Below are 22,172 nucleotides of genomic sequence, written 5' to 3'. Positions count from 1 at the left end.
TTGACCTTGTATTGTTGCAGCAGTTTATTGGCAAGCCGGAATTTCTGTGCCTGCCTTTATGAAGAAGACTTGGCATGAATACGCAGCATGTTTCTATTGCGCTGGGTGAGCGCAGTTATTCCATTCTGATTGGCGCAGGGCTGCTTGATTGCGCTGATGCATTTGGCGCGGCGCCAGAAGCGGCAGGCAATGGGCGCGCGCTGATCGTGAGTAATGAAACAGTAGCGCCACTGTATGCCCGCAGGCTGGCGCAGACGCTATCTGGCCGCCATGCCAGTGTGCAAATCCTGGCGCTGCCTGATGGCGAGGCTTACAAGAATTGGCAAACGCTGAACCTGATTTTTGACGCCTTGCTTCAACAAGGGGCAGACCGCAAAACTACGCTTTACGCTTTGGGCGGCGGCGTGGTAGGCGACATCACAGGCTTTGCCGCAGCCTGCTATATGCGTGGCGTGCCTTTCGTGCAGGTGCCAACTACGCTGCTGGCGCAGGTGGACTCGTCTGTGGGTGGGAAAACGGCCATCAACCACCCGCTGGGCAAAAACATGATTGGCGCGTTCTATCAGCCGCAAAGGGTTGTGTGCGATCTGGATGCAATCAAGACCCTGCCTGCGCGCGAGCTTTCCGCTGGTCTGGCTGAAGTCATCAAATATGGCCCGATTGCCGACATGGCTTTCCTTGATTGGGTCGAGGCGCATCTGCCCGCATTGCGCGCCTGCGAGCCGCAGGCGCTGGCCCATGCTGTCAGGCGCAGCTGTGAAATCAAGGCGCAAGTGGTGGGCGCTGACGAGCGGGAGGCGGGTTTGCGCGCCATTCTCAATTTCGGACATACCTTTGGCCATGCCATTGAGGCTGGCATGGGCTACGGCGCGTGGCTGCATGGCGAGGCCGTGGGCGCGGGCATGGTCATGGCGGCCATGCTTTCGCAGGAGCTGGGCTTGGCGGATGCAGCCTTTGTTCAGCGCCTGACAGCGATCATCGCGGCAGCGAGCCTGCCCGTGCACGGCCCCGTGCTGAATGCCGCCGATAACGCAGGCCGCTATCTGGAGTTGATGCGGCTGGACAAGAAAACGTTGGCGGGCGAAATCCGCTTTGTGTTGGTCGATGGCCTCGGCCAAGCCATCGTGCGCGGTGCGCCAGACGCGCTGGTGAGGCGGGTCATTGACCGCTGTTGCGCTGCGCCAGCTTGAATGGCTCTGTTCAAAGCCCGCCCGAAAGAGGCGGCAGGAGCGCATCAGGCGCGCAAGGCGTGGGCAGTGAAGGTTGCATGCGAACACACCGCCACATACGGCATCTTGCTGTTTTATTCATGGCGGAATGCCCTGAATCGTTCCATCACATCATCCAACTGATGGCGGAAACGAGATGAATAACGCCGAGGCAGTTGGTTGCGAGATGCTTTGTCGTAGCGAGTGACAGTGATCCGCCGCTGCTTCAGGCGTGCAAAGAGCCTGTTCAAGAGGTTTGCCTGTGGGAGCGGAAAGCGCAGACCTGGGCAGCCTGTAGCGTTGCAAATCCTTGGCGGGCTGCGAGGCCCATCTGCGGTTTGCGCCTTTCGGCCCATCCTGATCCGCACGTTCACCCCCTCACGGGCAGACTCTGAACAGGTTCAAAGAAGTTCTCGATGGCGTGGTGTGCCTTGTAAAGATCCACGTCGTCTTCACGCTGCTCTTTGCCGCACGATGGAACCACTTCCGTGCCTGTAGTCAGCAAGGTTCCAATGACTCTGCTGCGCACGTCACAAGCCTTGTCGGCAATAACCGTTTTGCCCTGCTCGCCCGGTCGGAATGCGTCGGCGCTCTCCAAGTTGTGCGTCTGCCCTGGCGTAAGGTGAAAGCCAGCGGGGAGCGGAGCTTCCTGAGGCGCAAGCGTGAATCTGGCGCTCATTCAGGCAGTGCCCGATGCTCTGGGCGCCTTGTTTTCATCCCGGCACTGTTGCAGGTGTGTACGCACGATGGCGAATCAATCAGCGCCTGCTCATTGGCGGCGTCCTGGACAAATGCCGGAAACTGCGCCAAGGCTGAAACCCTCTGGCTTGCGCCGTCTCGGGCGCAGATTGCATCAAAAACAGGAGCAAATTCAAGGGGCGGAAATGTCGTTTCCCGCAGTTTCCAGCAGGACCTCATGCTATGAATAGAGAAGCGAAATAAGCCGCTTGCCGGTGGTGCGGAAGCACGCTGCCTTGCCTTCCGTCCTGCTGACCAGACTGCGATCAGGTTTTCGTGAGCGGGTTTTCAGGCCGTGGCACGCTTTTGCAGGATTTCGATGGCGGGCAGGGTTTTGCCTTCCAGCATTTCCAGAAAGGCGCCGCCGCCTGTGGAGATGTAGCCCACGTCTGGCGCTATGCCGTATTTGGCGATGGCCGCCAGCGTGTCGCCGCCGCCGGCAATGCTGAAAGCGCTGCTGCTGGCGATGGCCTGGGCAATGCAGCGGGTGCCGTTTTCAAACGCGGGCAGCTCGAACACGCCCACGGGGCCGTTCCACACAATGGTGCCGGCGGCCTTGAGCTGCGCGGCCAGTTTTTGTGCGGTCTCGGGGCCAATGTCCAGAATCAAATCGTCTTCAGCCACATCCTGCGCGCGCTTGGTTTCAGCCTGGGCGTCGGCGCTGAAGGTTTTGGCGGTGACGACATCGGCGGGAATGGGCACTTCGGCGCCGCGCGCCTTCATCTCGGCCATGACGGCGCGGGCTTCGTCTGCCAGGTCTGGCTCGGCCAGGCTTTTGCCAATGGGCAGGCCCGCTGCCAGCATGAACGTGTTGGCAATGCCGCCGCCGACGATGAGCTGATCCACCTTTTGCGCCAGCGCCTTGAGGATGGTGAGCTTGGTGCTGACTTTGCTGCCGCCCACGATGGCCGCCAGCGGGCGGCGCGGCTGGGCCAGCGCGCGGGCAATGGCATCCATCTCGGCGGCCAGCAGCGGCCCGGCGCAGGCCACGGGGGCAAATTGCGCGATGCCGTAGGTGGTGGCCTCGGCGCGGTGGGCGGTGCCGAAGGCGTCATTCACGTAGATGTCGCACAGCGCGGCCATCTTGCGGGCCAGCGCTTCGTCGTTTTTTTTCTCGCCTTTGTTCACGCGGCAGTTTTCCAGCAGCACGAGCTGGCCGGGCTGCACTTGCACGCCATCGGTCCAGTTGCTGATCAGCGGCACATCGCGGCCCAGCAGCTCGCCCAGCCGCCGGGCGATGGGGGCCAGCGAATCGGCGGCGGTGAGTTCGCCCTCCTTGGGGCGGCCCAGGTGCGAAGTGACCATGACGGCCGCACCCGCCTCCAGCGCCATGCGGATGGCGGGCACGCTGGCGCGGATGCGGGTGTCTTCGGTGATTTCGCGCGCCTCGTTCAGCGGCGCGTTCAGGTCGCAGCGGATGAACACGCGCTTGCCCTTGACGCGGCCTTGGGCGCAGAGGTCGGAAAAACGCAGCACTGGCATGGGATGGAGTCCTTTAAAAGAGGCGGTTCGCTTTGAAAATGATCGCTGCCAGCGCCCAGTTCACGGGCGCTGGCAGTCTTTTTGATGTCTGATACGCCGATGGCAGAGGCGCGCGGGCGGGCTTTCACCAGTGCTGCACGAAGCGGGTCAGATCGGTGTTTTTCGGCCCGGCCAGCGGATCAGCGGCCGTGCCAATGGCCAGCAGGGCAATGATCTTGTCGGTGGCGGCGCAGCCAAAGGCTTGGCGCAGCGGAGAGCTGCCCACCCAGGGGCCGGTGATCCAGGCGTTGTCAAAACCTTGCGCCTTGGCCGCCAGCTGGATGGCATAGGCCGCGCAGGCCGCGCTCAGGTGCTGCTCCCACTCCGGCTTGGGGCGGCTGCTTTCCAGGCGCGGGGCGGCCACCACGCCAATCATCAGCGGGGCCATGTGGCTGATCTGGCGGGCCTTGGCTTCGCCTTCCTCGCCCAGCCCCAGCGTTTGCGCGGCTTGCAGCAGCGCGCGCTCCAGCCGCGCCTGCGCCGCTTCGCCAGCCATGACCACAAAGCGCCAGGGCGTGAGCAGCCCGTGGTCAGGCACTTGCGTGGCCGCTTGCAGCATGTTTTCAATGTGCGCGGCGCTGGGCGCGGGCAGCCCCAGTTTCTTGACGGAGCGGCGGGTGGTCAGCAGTTCAATGGGGGTCATGTGAAAGCCTCCTGGAAAAAACGCTTTGGGGTTTGGGGAATGGGCCGCTTATTGTGTCAGCGGCGTCAGCAAAAGCGGCTGGCCGCAAAGGGGGAAGAAGCAGGGGCCGCAGCGAGCCGCCATGGGGCGGCGCAAGGCGGCTGGCGCGCCGTTATTTCGCTCTTGTATCAATAGCAATATGTCCTAGTGGAAATTGCGCAAAGCGGTATTTCACACCCTTTGAATTTGCTCTTCTTTTTGATGAAATCTGGCAGGCGAGAGGCGGCCCGCAAGGCCCTTCACAAGATGATGCCGCCGCCCAGGCACACCGGGCCGTCATACAGCACGGCGCTTTGGCCGGGCGTGACGGCCCATTGGGGCTGGGCAAAGCGCAGGCAAAAGGTGTCTGGCGCGCTGCCCGCTTGCAGCGTGCAGGCGGCGTCTTGCTGGCGGTAGCGGGTTTTGGCAGAGAAAGCGGCCAAAGGGGGCGGCTCGCCAGCGATCCATGAAGCGTCGCCGAACGTCAGGCTTTCGGAAAGCAGCCAGGGGTGGTCGTGGCCCTGCACGGCGTAGAGGGTGTTGGCGGCCATGTCCTTGCGGGCGACAAACCAGGGGGCGTGGTCGCCGCCGCCGCGCGGCGCGCCTTTTTCCTTGATGCCGCCGATGCCCAGGCCCTGCCGCTGGCCCAGGGTGTAGAAGCTCAGGCCCATGTGCTGGCCGATGGTGCGGCCCTGGCTCGTCTTGATGGGGCCGGGGCGTGTTTGCAGGTAGCGGCCCAGAAATTCGCGAAAGGGCCGCTCGCCGATGAAGCAAATGCCGGTGGAGTCTTTCTTTTTGGCGTTGGGCAGCCCGGCTTCGGCGGCGATGCGGCGCACGTCGCTTTTGCGCAAATCGCCCACGGGAAAGAGCGCGCGGGAAAGCTGCGCTTGCGTGAGGCGGTGCAGAAAGTAGCTTTGGTCTTTGGCCGGATCGGCGCCCTTGAGCAGCTCGTGGCGGCCCGTGGCGGGGTTCAGGCGCTGGCGGGCATAGTGGCCGGTGGCGATTTTTTCGGCGCCCAGGCGCATGGCGTGGTCCAGAAAGGCCTTGAACTTGATTTCGGCGTTGCACAGCACGTCAGGGTTGGGCGTGCGGCCGGCCTGGTATTCGCGCAGGAATTCGGCAAAAACGCGGTCTTTGTATTCGGCAGCGAAATTGACGTGCTCGATGTCGATGCCGATCACGTCGGCCACGGCGGCGGCGTCCAGAAAGTCCTGGCGGCTGGTGCAGTGCTCGCTGTCATCGTCGTCTTCCCAGTTTTTCATGAAGATGCCAATGACTTCGTGCCCGGCCTGCTTGAGCAGCCAGGCGGTGACGGCGGAATCCACGCCGCCGGAAAGGCCGACGACAACACGGTGATGGGTGCGGGACATGACAGAAATCGAATAGCGGCTGAAACGGCGCTTCAAGGCAGGCGCAGCGCAGTGGCGTCGGTGTAAATGGCATCCAGCGGCAGGCGCTGGCCGCGCAAGTGGTCCCGCACGCAGCGCCACACCAGCGGGCTGCGGTGGCGCTGCTGCGTGGCGGCGATTTCATCAGGCGTCATCCACAAGGCGCGCACGATGCCTTCGTCCAGCGCGGGCAGCGGATCCAGCGCCTGCGCCGTGCCGCAAAAAGCCAGGCGCACCCAGGTGGTGGGCACGCCTTGCGCATCCGGCGAGGCGGCCAGGTAAATGCCCAGCAGCGCCTGCGGCGCAAAAAGGTGGCCGGTTTCTTCCAGCGCCTCGCGCACGGCGCCTTGCTGGGGCGTTTCGCCTGGCTCCAGATGGCCGGCGGGCGTGTTCAGGCGCAGACCCGCGCGGGTATGCTCCTCCACCAGCAAGTAGCGGCCTTCGCGTTCGATCACGGCGGCCACGGTGACGCTGGGCTTCCAGCGCGGCGCGCGGGCATCGTGGGGCTGGGTGTCGTGGGTATTCATCAGGCCGCCGATTATCTTTTTTCAGGGAGTTTTCATGGGATTGCTGATGCAGCTGCTGGGCCTTTTGACGGCCCTGATTTTTGTGGCCGAGGGACTCAAACGCCTGGGCATCGACGTAGGCTGGCTCAACCCGCTCACCTTCTTTCGCCGCCGCGCCTGGAAAAAGAAAGTCAGCCTCTCGCCCCTTTACGCGCTGGAGCACCCCGTGGACGTGGCCGGCGTGCTGGCGCTGGCCGTGGCCGAATGCGCCGGGCCGCAGACCGAAGAGCGCCGCGCCGCCACGCAAGCGCTGCTGGCGCAGCACCTGGGCATGCAGGAAAAAGACGCGCAAGACTTGTGGCTGGCCAGCGCCCACCTGCTGCGCGCACACCCGCTGGCCACGCCGGAAGTGCCCGCCGTGCTGCAAAAAAGCAGCGGCAAATTCACCGCCTACCACCGCCAGACGCTGCTGGCGCTCATGCAAGACGTGGCCGCGCGCACGGCGGGCGGCCAGGCCAATGTGAACCAGCAGGCGCTGATCGAAGCCGTGGAGCGCTTTTTCCAGCAGCAGCGTTCATGATGAAATCGCCCGCAAGCCCCCGCCCAATCAGCGCAACCCGCTCTCTTTTTTGAAGCTGCCGCTTCTCCCACCTCCCTTCCTGAAAAGGCTCCCGACTCCATGAAACACGTCCACCGCCTCTGCCTTGGCCTGTCACTCATTGCCGCCCTGGCCGCTGCCGGATGCGCCCACCGCGCGGCCAGCCACGCCACGCCCGCCACGGCGCAAGGCAGCGCCAGCTCCGCCGCCAGCGCCGCGCCGCGCATCACCGTTTACCCCGCCAGCGTGGGGCAGTGGCGCGATCTGGGTGCTGAAAACGCCCCGTGGCTGGCAGGCGAAATGCCCGTGCCCGTGGCCCGCGCCGCCACGCGCGCCGTGGGGCTGCGCGACGCCGAAGGGCGCTGGCTGGCGCTGGTCATCGTGCAAGCGGCCCCGGCGCAAAGCGCGGGCTGCACCGCGCTGGAAAGCCTGCGCGTGCCCGGCGGCGCGTCAGGCCGGGCCAGCAAAAACTGCCTGCGCATGCGGCGCGACGCCCTGTTTGACCACTACCTGGAGCGCCAAAACCCGGCGCTGTGGGCCTGGCTGGGCCAGCGCGGCCTCACCCCGCCGCCCGCCGCCTGGGTGGCCGCGCGCGTGCCCGACGGCCAGCAACTGCTCGAAGTGCACGCATTGCTGGAGCCTTCGCTGCTGGAAGCCGTCACGCGCTCCAACGACGACTTTCTGAACGCGGGCCATGCCGGCGTGGAATGGTCGCGCCAGCTGGCCCGCGCCGCCCAGGCCGCCGCCGCCAGCGGCGCACTGGCCGTGCCCCCCTTCCCCTACGCGCCCGCCCCGCGCGTGACTGAACCTGCGCCGCCGCCCGCCGAACCCGCCCGTCCGGCCCCGGAGGCAGACGCCGCGCAAGCGCCTGCCAAGAAGGAAGAGCCTGCGCCCGAGCCGCAGCAAGCGCAACAGGTGATCGAGCGCAAAGAGCGCATTGAAGCGCCCCGCGCCGCAGAGCCTGCCCAGGCCGAGCAAGTCTTGCCGCCCAAAGCCAGCAAGCCGCCGCGCCGCGCCAAACGCAAAAACGCCGCCCGCCGCTGCAATTGCTGACCAACCGCCGCAACCGGCCAGGCGGCGGCAAGGGGCCGGGAGAAACTAAAAGCGGCAACCGATCGACCGGCTTTTCTTGCTCCACAAACAATAGCAGGATGTCCTAGTGAAAAGGGCGCGAAAGCCGTTTTTGATCTTCTGGATTCGCTCCTCTTTTTTAAATCGCCTGCCCAAAATCTGCGCGCAGGCGCGAAAAGCCCGGCCTCGGGCGGCCTGCCTCAACTTGGCGCGGCAAGCCAGAGCGCGCCGGTCCACACGGCCAGCGCAAGCAGCGTCCACCCCAAACCTGACCGGCCGCCAGGCAGGCGCAGGCGCTCAATGTCCTGCAGGGCCGAAATCAGCATGCCCACAGAGTCCGCCGCGCGCAAGAGCAGCGCGTGAGACATGCGCAAGCCATAAAGCCAGAAGCACAGCAGCCCCGGCAGCGCGCCGAAAAAGGCGGCCAGGGCGGCATCAAACAGCCGGGAGGGCCAATCGGCGTTTTTCATGATGCGTTTTCCTCCCGTTCGATGAAACGCATGCAGGCCATGCGCAGCCCGCCAAGCGGCGCAAACCCCATGCGCGCAGGCCAAGCAGGCCGAATCGAAAGCCTTATTTCGCTCTTTTATCAATAGCAGTATGTCCTAGTAAAAACTGCGCGAAAAGGTATTTCTACTCTTTATTTTTGCTCTTGTTTTTGATGCTTTTTAGCGGTCTTCAGGGCTGCGGCAGGCCCTTGCCGGGCGCAAGCGCGAAAGGCGCTGCTGCCACGCTGTTGCTCCGGGCCAGGCGCTGAACAGGCCCTTCAGGGCAGGGGCGTGAGCTGGGCCACCGCCAGGGCCAGCAGCTTCACGCCGTGGCGCTTGAATTCAATGCGGGCCTTGGCGTCGTCTGCCGTGCCCTGAATTTCAAGCACGGCGCCTTCACCGAATTTGTTGTGAAACACCTGCATGCCCGCGCGGATGGGCGCGCCTTCGCGCGTGTTGGCGGTGGCAGAGGGCAGGGCGGCGGCGCGGGCGGCGTCAGGCATGGGCCGCCAGGCGCGTTCGCCCAAACCGGCGTTCAGGCCTGCATTCGGGCCGGCATTCAGGCCAAAGCGGCGGCCTGCGCTGCCGAAGGTTTCGTCTTCGGCCAGGCTGCGGCCCGGGTTTTTGGGTGTGAGCCACTTGAGCGCTTCATCGGGCATTTCGTCCAGAAAGCGGCTGCGCACGTTGTAGCGGGTTTGCCCGTGGAGCATGCGCACTTGCGCGTGGCTGAGATACAGGCGCTGGCGCGCGCGGGTGATGGCCACGTACATCAGGCGGCGCTCTTCTTCCAGCCCGTCGGGGCTGGCTTGCGCGTTGTCGTGCGGGAAGATGCCTTCTTCCAGGCCGGTGATGAACACGGCCTCGAACTCCAGCCCCTTGCTGGCGTGCACGGTCATCAGCTGCACGGCGTCTTGCCCGGCCTGCGCCTGGTTGTCGCCCGCTTCCAGCGCGGCGTGGGTGAGAAAGGCGGCCAGCGGCGGCTCGCCTGCCGCCGGTTCGCTGGCGGGCGCGGCTTGCGCATCCATTTCCGCTGGCAGTCCCGCTTCCATGCCTGCATCCATCTGCGGCGCGGCAGGGGGCAGCGCCACGGCGTCGCGGCCAAAGCCCTCCTGCTGGGCGAAGGCCTGGGCGGCGCTGGCCAGCTCTTGCAGGTTTTCCAGGCGCTCCTGGCCGTCTTTTTCGGCGCGGTAGTGATCGGCCAGGCCGCTGCCTTCCACCACCAGCTCCACCACTTGATCGAGCGTTTGGCCCTGGGCCTGCTGGCGCAGCGTGGCAATCAGGCCGGTGAAGGCGGCCAGGTTCGCCCGGGCGCGGCCCGTCAGCGCGGGCACAGCCTGATGCAGCGGGGCATGCGCGGCGCGCGCGGCGTCTTGCAGCTGCTCCAGCGTGCGCGCGCCAATGCCGCGCGGCGGGAAATTGACCACGCGCAAAAAGCTCGTGTCGTCTGCCGGGTTGAGCAGCAGGCGCAGCCAGGCCAGCGCGTGCTTGATTTCGGCGCGCTCGAAAAAGCGCAGGCCGCCATACACGCGGTAGGGCACGCCCGCGTTGAACAGCTGCGACTCGATGGCGCGGCTTTGCGCGTTGCTGCGGTAGAGCACGGCGATTTGCTGGCGCGGCAGGCCGCCTTCGCGCACGAGATGGCGGATTTCGTCCACCACCCATTCGGCCTCGGCAAAGTCGCTGGGCGCTTGCAGCACGCGCACCGGCTCGCCCGCGCCCAGCGCAGTGCGCAGGTTTTTGCCCAGGCGGCGCTGGTTGTGGCTGATGAGCAAATTGGCCGCGTGCAGGATGTGGCCGTGGCTGCGGTAGTTCTGCTCCAGCTTGATTTGGTGACGCACGCCGAACTCGCGCACGAAATCGGCCATGTTGCCCACGCGCGCGCCGCGAAAGGCGTAGATGCTCTGGTCGTCATCGCCCACGGCCATGATGGTCCCGCCCGTGCGCTCTGGCGAAGGCTCGCCCGGATGCGCGCCGGCTTGCGGCAGGCCCGCCAGCATCTTGATCCACGCGTATTGCAGCCGGTTGGTGTCCTGAAACTCGTCAATCAGGATGTGCGCAAAGCGCTGGCGGTAATGCCCGCGCAAATCGGCATGGTCGCGCAGCAGCTCGTAGCTGCGCAGCATCAGCTCGCCAAAGTCGGCCACGCCCTCGCGCTGGCACTGCTGCTCATACAGCTCGTACAGCTCCACCTTGCGGCGGCTGTCGGCGTCTTTCACCGGCACATCGGGCGGGCGCAAGCCCTCTTCCTTGCAGCCGTTGATGAACCATTGCAGCTGCCTGGCAGGCCAGCGCTCCTCATCCACGTTGAACTGCTTGCACAGGCGCTTGATGGCGGCAAGCTGATCCTGCACATCCAGCACCTGAAACGACTGCGGCAGCCCCGCCGCCTTCCAGTGCGTGCGCAAAAGCCGGTTGGCCAGCCCGTGAAACGTGCCCATCCACATGCCCCGCGCATTCAGCGGCAGCATGGCCGCCAGACGCGCCTGCATCTCGCGCGCAGCCTTGTTGGTAAACGTCACGGCCAGCACGCCGCCGGGCGACACCTGCCCCGTCTGCAACAGCCAGGCAATGCGCGTGGTCAGCACCCGCGTCTTGCCCGAACCGGCCCCGGCCAGAATGAGCGCGTGTTCTGCCGGCAGAGTGACAGCGGCGCGCTGCTCGGCATTCAGCCCCTCCAGCAACGCGTGGGCCGCCTGCCCGCGCGCGGCGGCAAAGGCGGCGGGCGTGAGAACGGCAAGGGCGGCGGGGGCTTCGGAATCCGGGGCGGCAGGCATGGGCGCGAATTGTAGAAATCGCCTTCTGGCAGGCGGGGGAAGAGACACGGCAAGCGGGCATGACTACTGGTTCGGCCCCTGCCAGGCCCGAACGCCGGTTGGGACATGAAGCCAGGCTTGCCGGATGCCGCTCCCAAGGGCTGTTCACGGAGCCAGCCCATGAGACAGGGAAGGCGGCCCGGGCGCTGGATTCGGGCGCGTCTGCGCCTCAAGCCCCGCCCAAGGCGGATGCGGCAGGAGCTTCTTTTAAATCAAAAAAAGGAGCTAATTCAAGGGTCAAAAAAGCCGCCTTGCGCTGATTGCACTAGGACATAACGCTATTGATAAAGGAGCTAAATAACGCCCTGCAAGCACCACGTTCTCCATGCTCAAACGGGTTCATGGGCGGCCTGCGCCTGGTTCATCGCGGCGCGCGGCCTCTGCCGGGCGGTTCTCGAGCGGGCGCCCAAGCCGTCTGGCCGCCGGAGCCTGGCAGGCTCAGTCGCAAGGACGCAGCGGCTTGCCTGCCAGGGCCTGGCGCAGCGATGGCCGGGCCAGTTTTTCGCGCAGGGCGGCATCGGCTGCCGGCAGGCGCAGCAGGTAGGCCGGGGTGTCGCGCCGCTCGCGCACCACGCGCAGGCCGCTGATGCCCCGGCGGGCGAAATCGGCAACGGCGCGGTTGGCGCTGTCTTCGCTGGAAAAGCGGCCCAGCGACAGGCCCGGCTCCAGCGCCGCGCCGGGGCGGTCGGTGTCGATGCCCCGGGCGTTCAGTTCGCGGCGGCGCGCGGCGGCGGCTTCGGCGCTGGCGAGCTTGCCGGTATAGACCATCCAGCGGCTGGGCAATTGCACGGCGTGCAGCTGCCATGAACCGGCGGGCAAGGCAGCGGCGGCGCGGCGCAAGGCGTCGGCCTGGGCTTCGGTGAAAGCGCCCGCTTGCAGGCAAACGGACGGCGGGGCCTTGGCGGCGGGAGCGGGCGGCGTTTCTGGCGCTGGCGCGCCGGGCGGCTCCGCAGCGGGCGCGGCATCTGCGGGTGCGGCATCAGCGGGCGCATGCCCGGGCGGCGCTTCATCCGCTTCATCCGGCGCGGCGGGCGCATGCGAGGCTTGCGCGTCAGGGCCGCTGCTGGTTTCGGGCGCGGGGGCCGTTTGGCCGCCGCCTTCTGGCGCGGCTGGGGCGGCAGGCGCAGCGGGCGCGGCGCTGGCATTCGTGGGGGAAGCGCCATCCACACGCAGGGCTTCCGGTTTCCATTGCCCGGCCACGCGCTCCGGCTCGCCCTGGCGCTGGGGGCCAAAGCCAATGGGGCGCAGCCAGCCTTGCGCCCAGGCCAGCCAGGCCAGGTTGGCAGCCAGCAGCAGGGCGACGATCCAGCGCAGCATGGCTTCAGGCCCCCGTGGCCAGCCGCACGCTGATTTCGCCGCTGGTGATGCGCTGCACGCCCGCTGCCGTGCGCACGCGCAGGGCGCCCGTGGCGTCCACGCCTTCGGCCTGGCCTTGCGTGCCGTCAGACAGGCGCACGGTCTGGCCTGCCAGCGCGTCGCGCGCCGCAAAGCGCGCCTCAAAGGGCGCAAAGCCCACGTGGGCAAAGGCTTGCACGGCGCGCACCAGCGGCAGCGCCACGCGCTCCAGCGCAGCCGGGGCGGTGATGCCGGGCAGAAGCGATTGCAGCCAGGCGGGCGGCACGCCGCTGACGGCGGGCGCGTCTGGCGCATCCGGCTCGTGAGTCAGGGCCTGCAAGACTTGCTGCGCAGGCGCGATGTTCAGGCCGATGCCGATGACCACATAGCGCCCGGCCCCGCCCGCGTCGGCTCCGCCCGGCAGCGCGGTGGTTTCGATGAGGATGCCGCCCAGCTTGCGGCCTTGCTGCCACAAGTCATTGGGCCACTTCAGCGCAATGCCTTCGTGCAGGCTTTCGGCCACGGCCAGCCCGGCAGCCAGCGACAGGCCCTGCCAGTCGGCCGGATTGAGCGCCAGCCCCAGCGAGAAGGTGAGCGAGGCCTGGCCGCTGCTGCGCCAGCCGCGCCCCATGCGGCCGTGGCCCGCCGTTTGCTCTTCGGCCACCAGCAGCGTGGGCGCGGCCAGCCCGGCGCGCGCGCGGCGCATGAGTTCACTGCTGGTGGAGTCGATTTGCGGCAGCACTTCAACCGTGAAGCCGGGCAGGATGGGGTCGATGGCCTGCCACAAGGCTTCGGCAGGCCAGCGCAAGGGGCTGATGGCAGTCATGCGCGCAGAGGAAAACGGGATGGAGAAAAAAGAGAGCGGGGCAGGAAGGGCGCCCGTCACAGCCCGCGCGGGCGGCGGGGCGTTTTTTGCTATCTTGAACTCATGTGCGCGCGAGGGCGTGCGCACGCGAAGCAACGGATTGTAAAAGCATGAAAACCCTGGTCATTGCCGAAAAGCCCTCTGTGGCGCAAGACATCGTGCGGGCGCTTGCGCCCGTGGCGGGCCGCTTCGACAAGCACGAAGACCATTTTGAAAACGAGCAGTACGTGGTCACGAGCGCCGTGGGCCACTTGCTGGAAATCCAGGCGCCGGAAGCATTTGATGTCAAGCGCGGCAAATGGAGCTTCGCGCACCTGCCGGTGATTCCGCCGCACTTTGACCTCAAGCCCGTGGAAAAGACCAAATCGCGCCTGGCCGCCGTGGTGAAACAGGCGCGCCGCAAGGACGTGGGCCGCCTGGTGAACGCCTGCGACGCGGGGCGCGAGGGCGAACTCATCTTCCGCCTGATTGCGCAATATGCGTTTGACGGCAAGCACGCGCCCAAGCCCGTGGAGCGGCTGTGGCTGCAAAGCATGACGCCGCAGGCCATACGCGAGGGCTTTGGCCGCCTGCGCAGCGACGCGCAGATGCAGGGCCTGGCCGATGCCGCCCGCAGCCGCAGCGAGGCCGACTGGCTGGTGGGCATCAACGGCACGCGCGCCATGACGGCCTTCAACTCGCAAGGCGGCGGCTTTTTCCTCACCACCGTGGGCCGCGTGCAAACGCCCACGCTGGCCATCGTGGTCGATCGCGAGGAGCAAATCCGCAAGCACGTGCCGCGCGACTACTGGGAAGTGCACGCCACTTTTCTGGCGCAGGCGGGCAGCTACCAGGGCCGCTGGTTTGACCCCGACTGGAAAAAAGACCCGCAAGATGCCGAAAAGCGCCCCGAGCGCCTCTGGAGCGCCGACGAAGCCGCCCGCATTGCCGCCGCCGTGCGCGGGCAGGCGTGCAGCGTGCGCGAAGAAAGCAAGCCCAGCACGCAAGCCAGCCCGCTGCTGTTTGACCTGACTTCGCTTCAGCGCGAGGCCAACGGGCGCTTCGGCTTTTCAGCCAAAACCACGCTGGCGCTGGCGCAGTCGCTTTATGAAAAGCACAAGGCGCTCACCTACCCCCGCACCGACTCGCGCTGGCTGCCCGAAGACTATCTGCCCGTGGCCCGCCAGACTTTCGAGATGCTCGCCGCCAGCGCCATGCCTCACCTGGCCGGGCACGCGCAAACGGCGCTGGCGCAAGGCTGGGTGCGCGCCAGCAAGCGCATTTTTGACAACGCGAAGGTGAGCGACCACTTCGCCATCATCCCCACGCTGCAAGCGCCCGGCGCGCTCTCGGAAGCGGAGCAAAAGCTCTACGACCTGGTGGCGCGCCGCTTCATGGCGGTGTTCTTCCCCAGCGCCGAATACCTCATCACCACGCGCATCACCACCGCCACGCACGCGGGCGCGCATCACCACTTCCGCAGCGACGGCAAAGTGCTCGTCAAGCCCGGCTGGCTGGCCATCTACGGCAAAGAGGCCGAAGCCGAAAGCCAGGCAGCGGGCCAAAAAGGCGAAGCCGCCGCCAAATCGCTCGTGCCCGTGGCCGCTGGCGAGATGGTGCGCAATGAAGCCGTGGACATCCGCGCGCTGCAAACCCGCCCGCCCGCGCGCTACAGCGAAGCCACGCTGCTGGGCGCCATGGAAGGCGCGGGCAAGCTCATCGACGACGAAGAGCTGCGCGCCGCCATGCAGGAAAAAGGCCTGGGCACGCCCGCCACGCGCGCGGCCATCATCGAGGGCCTGCTCACCGAAAAATACATGCTGCGCGAAGGCCGCGAACTCGTGCCCACCGCCAAGGCCACCCAGCTCATGACCCTGCTGCGCGGCCTGCAAGTGGAAGAACTCAGCCGCCCGCAGCTCACCGGCGAATGGGAAGCCAAGCTCGCCCGCATGGAGCGCGGCCAGCTCGCCCGCGCCGACTTCATGCGCGAAATCGCGGACATGACCGCCCGCATCGTCGCCAAAGCCAAGGAATTCAACCGCGACAGCGTGCCCGGCGACTACGCCACGCTCACCGCCGCCTGCCCCAACTGCGGCGGCCAGATCAAGGAAAACTACCGCCGCTACGCCTGCACGGGCCAGGCCGCAGGCGGCCAAGCGGGCCAGGGCTGCGGCTTTTCCATCACCAAAACGCCCGCAGGCCGCACCCTGAGCGTGCCCGAAGCCGAGGCGCTGCTGGCCCAAAGGCGCATCGGCCCGCTCGAAGGCTTTCGCAGCAAGGCCGGCTGGCCCTTCACCGCCGAACTCACGCTGGCCGAAGACGCCGAAGCGCCCGGCCGCTACAAGCTGGAATTCGACTTTGGCGACAGCGCCCCTGCCGAAGAAACCCCCCAGGCCGCGCAAGAGCTGGCCGCCCAGCCCAGCCTGGGCCCCTGTCCGCGCTGCGGCAGCGCCGTCAAGCTGCTGGGCAAAAACTACGTGTGCGAAAAATCCGTGGCCACCAGCGCCGCCCCCGCCAGTTGCGACTTCAAAAGCGGCCAAACCATCCTTCAGCAGCCCATCAGCGCCGAGCAAATGGGCAAGCTGCTGCAAACGGGCAAAACCGACCTGCTCGACAAATTCATCAGCAACCGCACCCGCCGCCCCTTTGCCGCCCGCCTGGCCTGGAGCGCCGGCGATGGCAAGGTGATTTTTGAATTCGAGCCGCGCGAAGGCGCGCGCGCGCGCCCGGCCTACAGCCGCGCCGCGCCCGCCGCCAGCGCGGCAAAACCCGCTGCAAAAACAGCTGCCAAAACCACCACGAAAGCCGCCGCCGAAAAGAAAAAAACCCCGCGCGCCGGCAGCCTCCAGCCCAGCGCGGCGCTGGCCGCCGTCATCGGCCCCGGCCCCTTCGGGCGCGGCGAAGTCATGCAAAAACTCTGGGACTACATCAAGGCCCACAACCTGCAAGACCCCCAAGACAAGCGCACCCTCATCGCCGACGAAAAGCTGCGCCCCCTGTTTGAAGCCGACCGCATCGGCATGTTCAAGCTCGCGGGCATCGCGGGCAAGCACTTGTCCTGAGCGCCTGCCCGCAATCTGGCCGTGGGCAGGCCCCCAGCCGCTGCACTGCTCCGAAAGCCCTTGGTTTTTTTGCTATTTATCTAATAGCGTCAGGTCTTACTGGAATGTGCGATGGCGGCGGTTTTTGAGGGCTTGAATCCGCTCTCAAAAATAAAGCGGCCAGCGTGCTGCCCCGGACTGGCGCGCCTCTGTGGCATGGCTTGGGCCTTGCCTGCGCGCGCAGGCGCAGTCTGAAGGGGGGCTGAAGCCTAGACTCGCTGCCTTCTTCGCCACTTCAAGGAGTTTTGCCATGCAGCCTGACCAGCTTTGCAGCGCAGACCCCGCCTGCTGGCCCGTGGCCGAGGGCTGGCGGGCCGCGACACAGGCGTTTTTCGCCAGCGCCGCCGGGCACAAGCTCTTGCGCTTTTTGCAGGCGCGCCTGGACGCGGGCGCAAGCATCTTTCCGCCCCAGCCGCTGCGCGCGCTGGAACTCACGCCGCCCGAGCGCGTGCGCGTCGTCATCCTTGGGCAAGACCCCTACCACGGGCGCGGGCAGGCCGAAGGGCTGGCCTTTTCGGTGCCCCCGGGTGTGCCCCTGCCGCCTTCGCTGCGCAACATCTTCAAAGAACTGGAGCGCGACCTGGGCGTGCCCGCGCCCGCCTTTCCGCGCCCCGGCGGCAGCCTGGCCGGCTGGGCGCGGCAAGGCGTGCTGCTGCTCAACACCTGCCTGACGGTGGAAGAAGGCCGCGCGGGCAGCCACGCCGGGCAAGGCTGGGAGCCGCTGACCGACGCGCTGATCGCCCAGGTGGCCCGGGGCAGCCGCCCCATCGTGTTCATGCTCTGGGGCGCGCACGCGCAGTCCAAGCAGGCTCTGATTGCGGCCAACAGCGGCCTGAATCGTGGCCCCGATCACAGTCATCTGGTGTTGCTGGCCAATCACCCCTCGCCCCTGTCGGCCACGCGCGGGCCGCGCCCTTTCATCGGCTGCGGGCACTTTGGCGCGGCCCGCGCGTTCCGCGACCGGCAGGGCCTGGCACTGCCGCCAGATTCATAACGCAGTCATGACGCAGGCCCATCCAGGCGGGCATTGGAGCCCGTTCAGAGCGCGCGCGGCTTGACCCTCTTTCAAGCGCCAGGCATTGCGCTCCAGCGCTTCGAGAACCTGCCCGGCGCGCGCCTGCGCGGAAGCAGAAAAGCCGTGCGAAACAGGCAGGCTCCCAGATGAATACACGGAAATAAACGGTGTTTCTTGCTCCTGCAAGCATAGCGATGGGTCCTAGTGAAACCTGCGCGGAAGGCTGTTTTATGCCTGCTGAATTCGCTCCTGTTTTTGGTTCGGCTTGATGGGTGCTGCGCCGATCTGGCCGGGATCGGTGCGCTTTGGATTTCCGCTCTCTGAAAAAGGCCAAAGCGCCATCACCGCCAACGGGCGGGCTTGGCGCGCCCATCGCATGTGCGGTGAGGTTTGGCTCCGCAGTCTGGGCAAAGCCGCTTTTGCCCCCCGTTTTGGCGCTCGCGCTCCAAGCCCGAGAGCGGGGCTGCTGATGACGGCGCAAGCGCGCGCGGCTTTATCGGGCTGGCTGCAATGCCGCCCAGACTTTGAGCGCCTGGGCGGTTTCGGCCACGTCATGCACGCGCACGATGGCGGCGCCGCGCTCAACCGCCAGCAAGGCTGCGGCTACGCTGGCGCTGATGCGCTCTTGGGGCGGGGGCGGCTGCTGCCCCGGCGCGGCCAGCGCCGCCCCCAGAGAAGATTTGCGCGACCAGCCGATCAGCAGCGGCAGCCGCGCGCTCAACAGCTCGCCTTGCCGGGCCAGCAAGGCGAAGTTTTGCGCCACCGTCTTGCCAAAGCCAATGCCAGGATCCAGCGTGATGCGCTCGGCCTGCACGCCATGCGCCTGAAGCGCCTGCGCCCGCTGCTGCAAAAAGGCCAGCACCTGCGGCACAGGATCGCCCGGCATGGGAGCCAGCTGCATGGTCTGCGGGTTGCCGTGCATGTGCATCAGGCAAACGCCGCAGGCCGGATGGCGCGCCACGGCTTCCAGCGCGCCCGGCTGGCGCAGCGCCCAAATGTCGTTGATGATGTCCGCCCCCGCATCCAGCGCGGCGGCCATGACTTCGGGCTTGTAGGTATCGACCGAGACGGGCGCGCCCATCCGGACAGCCTCGCGCAGCACAGGCAGCACGCGCGCCAGCTCTTGCGGCAGTGAAACGGCGGGGCTGCCGGGGCGAGTGGATTCGCCGCCAATGTCCAGAATGTCTGCCCCCTCGCGCAGCAGCCGCTCGCAGTGGCGCAGCGCCGCAGCCGCGCTGGCATGCTGGCCGCCGTCTGAAAACGAATCGGGCGTGACATTGACGATACCCATGATGCGCGGGCGCGCCAGATCAATGCGAAAGCGGGCGGTTTGCCAATGAAGGGGGCGGTGTGTCATACGAATGGTGAGCAGGCGGCTCTAATAATGAAAAGAATGCTGCATTTGGCCATTTTCAGCATGGCCTGATAATCTGGCGAAGCAGAAATCGCATTTACGCCATGAACCGAATGCATTATATATGAGGCGCTGGAGCGGCGCAGTTTATATCTTTCAGCAAGAAACCAATAAGCAGGCCGGCCCTATGCGCAGGATTTGCAATGACAAATTCTGCCTTCTTGAAAAATCTGCTTCAGGCCGCCGCTCATGCAATTTCGATTGATGCATGGCCTTGCGCAAGGCCGAATAATCTGTAAAAGGAATGATTATTGGGTGGGCGGTTTTGTGCTATTCAGAGCAAAGCAGAGGCGGTTTTGGGGCCTGATTGTTCCTGGCTTGAAAAAGGGGCGTGCGCGAGCAGCTTGCCGTGAATGCAATAGCGCCCGTTTCAGCGCGCGCCAGCGTTTGCTGTTGATTCAGACGTGAGAGCGGGCATGAGAGCCATTGCACCATCTGTCGTAGCATGACGGCGGCTCACAAGCCTGCTTTGGCCCTTTGGCCCATTCCGCCGGGAACATGACATGCGCACACTTCTTCTGCTCGCTCCATTGGCATTGAGCGCCTGCATTGCTGCAACGCCCACTGAAATTGACGCCCAGCGATTGGAACGCCTGCTGCCCGCCCAGGCGCTGCTGATTGGCGAGCAGCACGACGCTCCTGATCACCAGCGGCTCCAACGCCAAGTCATTGACTGGCTGGCGGCGCGCGGGCAACTGGCTGCCGTTGCCCTTGAAATGGCTGAACAGGGCCACGACACCCGCCGCCTGCCCCGCTCTGCCAGCGAAGCCGCCGTGCAACAAGCGCTGTCCTGGAACGACCGCGCCTGGCCTTGGGCCAATTACGGCCCCGCCATCATGGCAGCCGTGCGCGCGGGCGTGCCCGTGGAAGGCGCAAACCTCCCCCGCGCCCGCATGAAAGAAGCCATGGGAAACCTTGAGCTGGATACCCAGCTGCCCGCCTCCTTGCTGACTCTGCAGCAAGACCGTTTGCGCCAAAGCCATTGCGATTTGCTGCCCGCAGAGCAGACGGCGCCCATGACACGCATCCAAATCGCCCGCGACATGACCATGGCCGCCACACTGGCCCGCCTGGCTGAACAAGCGCCCTCCAGCCAAACAGTCATCCTCATCACAGGCAACGGCCACACCCACCGCGCCCTGGGCGTCCCACGCTTCTTGCCCCAACACCTTCTCACGCGGGTTCTTTCCGCACGCGCCCGTTCGGCTGCGGGCAAGCAGCACTCGCAAGAAGACCCCGCCGAAACATCCGCCCTGGCTCCCTCGGACATGATCTGGCTCACTTCGCCCATTCCGCCGCTTGATTACTGCGGGAAACTGCAAAAACAGATTACCGGAAGCAAATAAATCTTGGTATATATTTGCTGCTGCTTTTGCTGGAGTGCATTTCCCAGTGATCTAAAATTCGCGCTGTGTGATGTGGGCGGCCAGCTTGGTTCCGGATAGAGCGCATTTCCCAGTGATCTAAAATCCCTGTCGAACTTTGCGAAGATAAAACTAAGTTCCGGATAGAGCGCATTTCCCAGTGATCTAAAATCGGCAATTGAGGCTGCGGCCTGCGAATAGGGTTCCGGATAGAGCGCATTTCCCAGTGATCTAAAATCGAAACCGAACAGCTTAAATCCGGGCGGCTGTTCCGGATAGAGCGCATTTCCCAGTGATCTAAAATTAGACGTAGCTATAATGCATGGTCAATTTGGTTCCGGATAGAGCGCATTTCCCAGTGATCTAAAATCAAGCAAGTAGCGATTGACACGGAAACAGAGTTCCGGATAGAGCGCATTTCCCAGTGATCTAAAATTTGAGGCTTCATCTAGTAGTTTGTCTATTTGTTCCGGATAGAGCGCATTTCCCAGTGATCTAAAATCCGACCACGTCGGACGGCATGTGGGTGATTGTTCCGGATAGAGCGCATTTCCCAGTGATCTAAAATAGAAAGCTCTAGACACTCCCGCAAAAGTTAAGTTCCGGATAGAGCGCATTTCCCAGTGATCTAAAATCTATAGGCGGATCAATTACTCCGTCACTAGGTTCCGGATAGAGCGCATTTCCCAGTGAGCTAAAATGACTTCAATGACCGCGTGCGCGGGCACTGAGTTCCGGATAGAGCGCATTTCCCAGTGATCTAAAATTCCAGGACACCTAACTCCTTGTCGCCAAACACCTTTTAGGTGCTGCGAGGTATAAAAAAGCGTTGTTCAACATCAGAAGAGATCGAACTGATCTGGTGTTTTCGGTGGGGCTTGTCGCATCTTGCCGTGGAAGGTGATGATGCGCTCATACTGTTTGTCCGTGAATTGAAGTAGGTTGACCTTGCCGCCGGCGGGAAGGATGGACTCAACGCGTTTTGCGTAGGTGTCAATTTGAGTCTGGCTTGTGCAAAAGCGCATGTAAACGCTGAGCTGGCTCATTTCAAAACCCATGTCCAACAAGGCCTTGCGAAAGTCTGTGGCGGCCTTCCGCTCGACTTTTTCCAGCACGGGTAGATCGAACATCACCAGTATCCACATCAGCCTGTACCCGGAAAGCATGGTGAATCCATCATGAAGGGCGCAGGTTGCCTGTCAGAGATAGCGGCAGACCGGGCAAGGGCAAGTTCAACTTTTCTCTTTGACCAACGTAAACCTGTGCTAAAGAGGTGGCCAACTTTTGCATGCACACCATCATGGGAGTGGTCCCTGCGCTGGTCTGCATGTCGTCATAAAGAATATGCGCCAGCATTCGCTTGGTTTCAGACGTGACTTGATGATGACCTGAACATTGCAATCGCCAGACTTTCAAGTCAATCATGGGGCGAAAGGGTTCCATCAAATCATCGACCAAGCGCATGGGGTTGCCATCGTTACTGTGATGCAGTCCCACGCTAGGATGAAGCCCTGCTGCGACAACAGCTCTTGCAGTGGCGGAACGAACAATGGCGTAGCCATAGTTGAGCAGAGCATTAATGCCTTCGCCCTGCTGATCACGCCGAAAATCTTTTCCGAAAAGAAGTGTCCAGTAACGGCGCGCGCCTTGGGCTTCCATATTTTCAGGGTCACCGCTGCGAACTTTTTTCGCCAATGCTGCAAGGGGCATATGAGGAACGCCTGTGGCTTCCAGGGCGGCAGCTTGTTGTTCTAGCTTGCATTTAACGATGGCTGCCCAGAGGCGTTTGCGCGTCGGCTGGCTGGCAGCAATTTGCGCCTCCATGCGGTGGGCTTGTACATGATGTCCATTCAGCGTCAGCAGCATCCCTACGGCGTTGTGATTGGCGGCACAAAGCACAAATGGAACGCCACGCTCGGCCAAGGCCACTAGTAAATTCCCGGTATAGGTAATGCCGTATGCATTGGCGATGACGGCTGCGATGTCATCTAGGGGTACCTGACCCAAAAGTCGGCGTTCGCCTTCCGTATCGTGCACAACCATGAAACCCCGGCGTACGGATAGATGCCGTCTGTCGTCTGCGATTTCGACAATGTGTCCAATCATG

Annotated in this window: 19 protein-coding genes and 1 CRISPR repeat array; of the genes, 6 read left to right on the top strand and 13 right to left on the bottom strand. The window is 64.6% G+C overall.

The window, feature by feature from the left end:
* Positions 1 to 74 precede the first annotated feature (74 nt).
* Entirely contained in the window at positions 75 to 1,190 is a 1,116-nt protein-coding gene (aroB, locus tag QB898_RS04580) for a 3-dehydroquinate synthase (RefSeq protein ID WP_279523987.1), read from the top strand.
* A gap of 388 nt (positions 1,191 to 1,578) precedes the next feature.
* Here aroB and QB898_RS04575 read toward each other — a convergent pair whose 3' ends face one another.
* The 5 genes from QB898_RS04575 to QB898_RS04555 all read right to left on the bottom strand — a co-directional run bounded on the left by QB898_RS04575 (position 1,579) and on the right by QB898_RS04555 (position 6,043).
* Complete coding sequence (locus QB898_RS04575) at positions 1,579 to 1,806, bottom strand: hypothetical protein (protein WP_279523986.1); 228 nt, start codon at positions 1,804 to 1,806, stop codon at positions 1,579 to 1,581.
* 428 nt (positions 1,807 to 2,234) lie between these two features.
* Positions 2,235 to 3,428 (bottom strand): phosphoglycerate kinase, encoded by a 1,194-nt coding sequence (locus tag QB898_RS04570; protein ID WP_279523985.1) that lies wholly within the window; start codon positions 3,426 to 3,428, stop codon positions 2,235 to 2,237.
* Positions 3,429 to 3,552: 124 nt separating this feature from the next.
* Complete coding sequence (locus QB898_RS04565; RefSeq protein ID WP_102283663.1) at positions 3,553 to 4,110, bottom strand: nitroreductase family protein; 558 nt, start codon at positions 4,108 to 4,110, stop codon at positions 3,553 to 3,555.
* A 278-nt stretch (positions 4,111 to 4,388) separates the two neighbouring features.
* Positions 4,389 to 5,498 carry a tRNA 2-thiouridine(34) synthase MnmA gene (gene mnmA / locus QB898_RS04560; protein WP_279523984.1) on the bottom strand — a complete coding sequence of 370 codons (1,110 nt, stop codon included), beginning with the start codon at positions 5,496 to 5,498 and terminating at the stop codon, positions 4,389 to 4,391.
* A gap of 32 nt (positions 5,499 to 5,530) precedes the next feature.
* A complete protein-coding gene (locus tag QB898_RS04555) occupies positions 5,531 to 6,043 on the bottom strand; it encodes an NUDIX hydrolase (RefSeq protein WP_279523983.1) in 513 nt (170 codons plus the stop codon).
* A 34-nt stretch (positions 6,044 to 6,077) separates the two neighbouring features.
* Here QB898_RS04555 and QB898_RS04550 point away from each other — a divergent pair, with 34 nt between their 5' ends.
* Entirely contained in the window at positions 6,078 to 6,602 is a 525-nt protein-coding gene (locus QB898_RS04550) for a phenylacetic acid degradation protein (protein WP_279523982.1), read from the top strand.
* A gap of 99 nt (positions 6,603 to 6,701) precedes the next feature.
* Complete coding sequence (locus tag QB898_RS04545; RefSeq protein WP_279523981.1) at positions 6,702 to 7,673, top strand: hypothetical protein; 972 nt, start codon at positions 6,702 to 6,704, stop codon at positions 7,671 to 7,673.
* A 218-nt stretch (positions 7,674 to 7,891) separates the two neighbouring features.
* On the opposite strand, the gene QB898_RS04540 is transcribed toward QB898_RS04545, so the two are convergent.
* From QB898_RS04540 to QB898_RS04525, 4 genes are all read right to left on the bottom strand, one after another.
* Complete coding sequence (locus QB898_RS04540) at positions 7,892 to 8,161, bottom strand: hypothetical protein (RefSeq protein ID WP_279523980.1); 270 nt, start codon at positions 8,159 to 8,161, stop codon at positions 7,892 to 7,894.
* Between the two features lie 296 nt (positions 8,162 to 8,457).
* Positions 8,458 to 10,953 carry a UvrD-helicase domain-containing protein gene (locus QB898_RS04535; protein WP_279523978.1) on the bottom strand — a complete coding sequence of 832 codons (2,496 nt, stop codon included), beginning with the start codon at positions 10,951 to 10,953 and terminating at the stop codon, positions 8,458 to 8,460.
* Positions 10,954 to 11,430: 477 nt separating this feature from the next.
* Positions 11,431 to 12,309 carry an SPOR domain-containing protein gene (locus QB898_RS04530; protein WP_279523977.1) on the bottom strand — a complete coding sequence of 293 codons (879 nt, stop codon included), beginning with the start codon at positions 12,307 to 12,309 and terminating at the stop codon, positions 11,431 to 11,433.
* 4 nt (positions 12,310 to 12,313) lie between these two features.
* Positions 12,314 to 13,153: a biotin--[acetyl-CoA-carboxylase] ligase gene (locus tag QB898_RS04525; protein ID WP_279523976.1), complete on the bottom strand. Its 840-nt coding sequence runs from the start codon at positions 13,151 to 13,153 to the stop codon at positions 12,314 to 12,316.
* A 149-nt stretch (positions 13,154 to 13,302) separates the two neighbouring features.
* Here QB898_RS04525 and QB898_RS04520 point away from each other — a divergent pair, with 149 nt between their 5' ends.
* Together QB898_RS04520 and QB898_RS04515 are read left to right on the top strand one after the other, a co-directional pair.
* Entirely contained in the window at positions 13,303 to 16,233 is a 2,931-nt protein-coding gene (locus QB898_RS04520) for a DNA topoisomerase III (RefSeq protein WP_279523975.1), read from the top strand.
* A 289-nt stretch (positions 16,234 to 16,522) separates the two neighbouring features.
* Positions 16,523 to 17,266, top strand: a complete 744-nt coding sequence (locus tag QB898_RS04515) for a uracil-DNA glycosylase (RefSeq protein WP_279523974.1) — start codon at positions 16,523 to 16,525, stop codon at positions 17,264 to 17,266.
* A 249-nt stretch (positions 17,267 to 17,515) separates the two neighbouring features.
* Here QB898_RS04515 and QB898_RS04510 read toward each other — a convergent pair whose 3' ends face one another.
* Both QB898_RS04510 and folP read right to left on the bottom strand, forming a co-directional pair.
* Entirely contained in the window at positions 17,516 to 17,665 is a 150-nt protein-coding gene (locus QB898_RS04510) for a hypothetical protein (protein ID WP_279523973.1), read from the bottom strand.
* A gap of 115 nt (positions 17,666 to 17,780) precedes the next feature.
* Complete coding sequence (folP, locus tag QB898_RS04505) at positions 17,781 to 18,644, bottom strand: dihydropteroate synthase (protein ID WP_102283674.1); 864 nt, start codon at positions 18,642 to 18,644, stop codon at positions 17,781 to 17,783.
* A gap of 560 nt (positions 18,645 to 19,204) precedes the next feature.
* Between folP and QB898_RS04500 the strand changes: the two genes are divergently transcribed.
* A complete protein-coding gene (locus QB898_RS04500) occupies positions 19,205 to 20,047 on the top strand; it encodes a ChaN family lipoprotein (protein WP_279523972.1) in 843 nt (280 codons plus the stop codon).
* Between the two features lie 22 nt (positions 20,048 to 20,069).
* Positions 20,070 to 20,832: a CRISPR direct-repeat array (repeat unit 36 nt; unit sequence GTTCCGGATAGAGCGCATTTCCCAGTGATCTAAAAT).
* A gap of 72 nt (positions 20,833 to 20,904) precedes the next feature.
* On the opposite strand, the gene cas2 is transcribed toward QB898_RS04500, so the two are convergent.
* Both cas2 and cas1 read right to left on the bottom strand, forming a co-directional pair.
* The gene (gene cas2, locus QB898_RS04495) at positions 20,905 to 21,231 is read right to left on the bottom strand and encodes a CRISPR-associated endonuclease Cas2 (RefSeq protein ID WP_172674028.1); all 327 of its coding nucleotides are present in this window, start codon (positions 21,229 to 21,231) and stop codon (positions 20,905 to 20,907) included.
* Positions 21,232 to 21,241: 10 nt separating this feature from the next.
* Positions 21,242 to 22,171, bottom strand: a complete 930-nt coding sequence (gene cas1 / locus QB898_RS04490) for a type II CRISPR-associated endonuclease Cas1 (RefSeq protein WP_279523971.1) — start codon at positions 22,169 to 22,171, stop codon at positions 21,242 to 21,244.
* Position 22,172: the final 1 nt, after the last annotated feature.

The sequence above is a fragment of the Ottowia cancrivicina genome (assembly GCF_029813755.1).
Taxonomy (GTDB): Bacteria; Pseudomonadota; Gammaproteobacteria; order Burkholderiales; family Burkholderiaceae_C; genus Ottowia; species Ottowia massiliensis.
This window is presented reverse-complemented; position numbering and strand designations above follow the sequence as displayed.

Bases quoted from the DNA above. Each gene is read 5' to 3' on its own strand.
- QB898_RS04545 (WP_279523981.1), top strand. From the start codon at position 6,702: ATGAAACACGTCCACCGCCTCTGCCTTGGCCTGTCACTCATTGCCGCC.
- QB898_RS04515 (WP_279523974.1), top strand. From the start codon at position 16,523: ATGCAGCCTGACCAGCTTTGCAGCGCAGACCCCGCCTGCTGGCCCGTG.
- QB898_RS04540 (WP_279523980.1), bottom strand. From the start codon at position 8,161: ATGAAAAACGCCGATTGGCCCTCCCGGCTGTTTGATGCCGCCCTGGCC.
- QB898_RS04510 (WP_279523973.1), bottom strand. From the start codon at position 17,665: ATGCGATGGGCGCGCCAAGCCCGCCCGTTGGCGGTGATGGCGCTTTGG.
- QB898_RS04500 (WP_279523972.1), top strand. From the start codon at position 19,205: ATGCGCACACTTCTTCTGCTCGCTCCATTGGCATTGAGCGCCTGCATT.
- QB898_RS04550 (WP_279523982.1), top strand. From the start codon at position 6,078: ATGGGATTGCTGATGCAGCTGCTGGGCCTTTTGACGGCCCTGATTTTT.
- QB898_RS04525 (WP_279523976.1), bottom strand. From the start codon at position 13,153: ATGACTGCCATCAGCCCCTTGCGCTGGCCTGCCGAAGCCTTGTGGCAG.
- QB898_RS04555 (WP_279523983.1), bottom strand. From the start codon at position 6,043: ATGAATACCCACGACACCCAGCCCCACGATGCCCGCGCGCCGCGCTGG.
- QB898_RS04570 (WP_279523985.1), bottom strand. From the start codon at position 3,428: ATGCCAGTGCTGCGTTTTTCCGACCTCTGCGCCCAAGGCCGCGTCAAG.
- cas1 (WP_279523971.1), bottom strand. From the start codon at position 22,171: ATGATTGGACACATTGTCGAAATCGCAGACGACAGACGGCATCTATCC.
- QB898_RS04535 (WP_279523978.1), bottom strand. From the start codon at position 10,953: ATGCCTGCCGCCCCGGATTCCGAAGCCCCCGCCGCCCTTGCCGTTCTC.
- aroB (WP_279523987.1), top strand. From the start codon at position 75: ATGAATACGCAGCATGTTTCTATTGCGCTGGGTGAGCGCAGTTATTCC.
- cas2 (WP_172674028.1), bottom strand. From the start codon at position 21,231: ATGCTTTCCGGGTACAGGCTGATGTGGATACTGGTGATGTTCGATCTA.
- QB898_RS04520 (WP_279523975.1), top strand. From the start codon at position 13,303: ATGAAAACCCTGGTCATTGCCGAAAAGCCCTCTGTGGCGCAAGACATC.
- QB898_RS04565 (WP_102283663.1), bottom strand. From the start codon at position 4,110: ATGACCCCCATTGAACTGCTGACCACCCGCCGCTCCGTCAAGAAACTG.
- QB898_RS04530 (WP_279523977.1), bottom strand. From the start codon at position 12,309: ATGCTGCGCTGGATCGTCGCCCTGCTGCTGGCTGCCAACCTGGCCTGG.
- mnmA (WP_279523984.1), bottom strand. From the start codon at position 5,498: ATGTCCCGCACCCATCACCGTGTTGTCGTCGGCCTTTCCGGCGGCGTG.
- folP (WP_102283674.1), bottom strand. From the start codon at position 18,644: ATGACACACCGCCCCCTTCATTGGCAAACCGCCCGCTTTCGCATTGAT.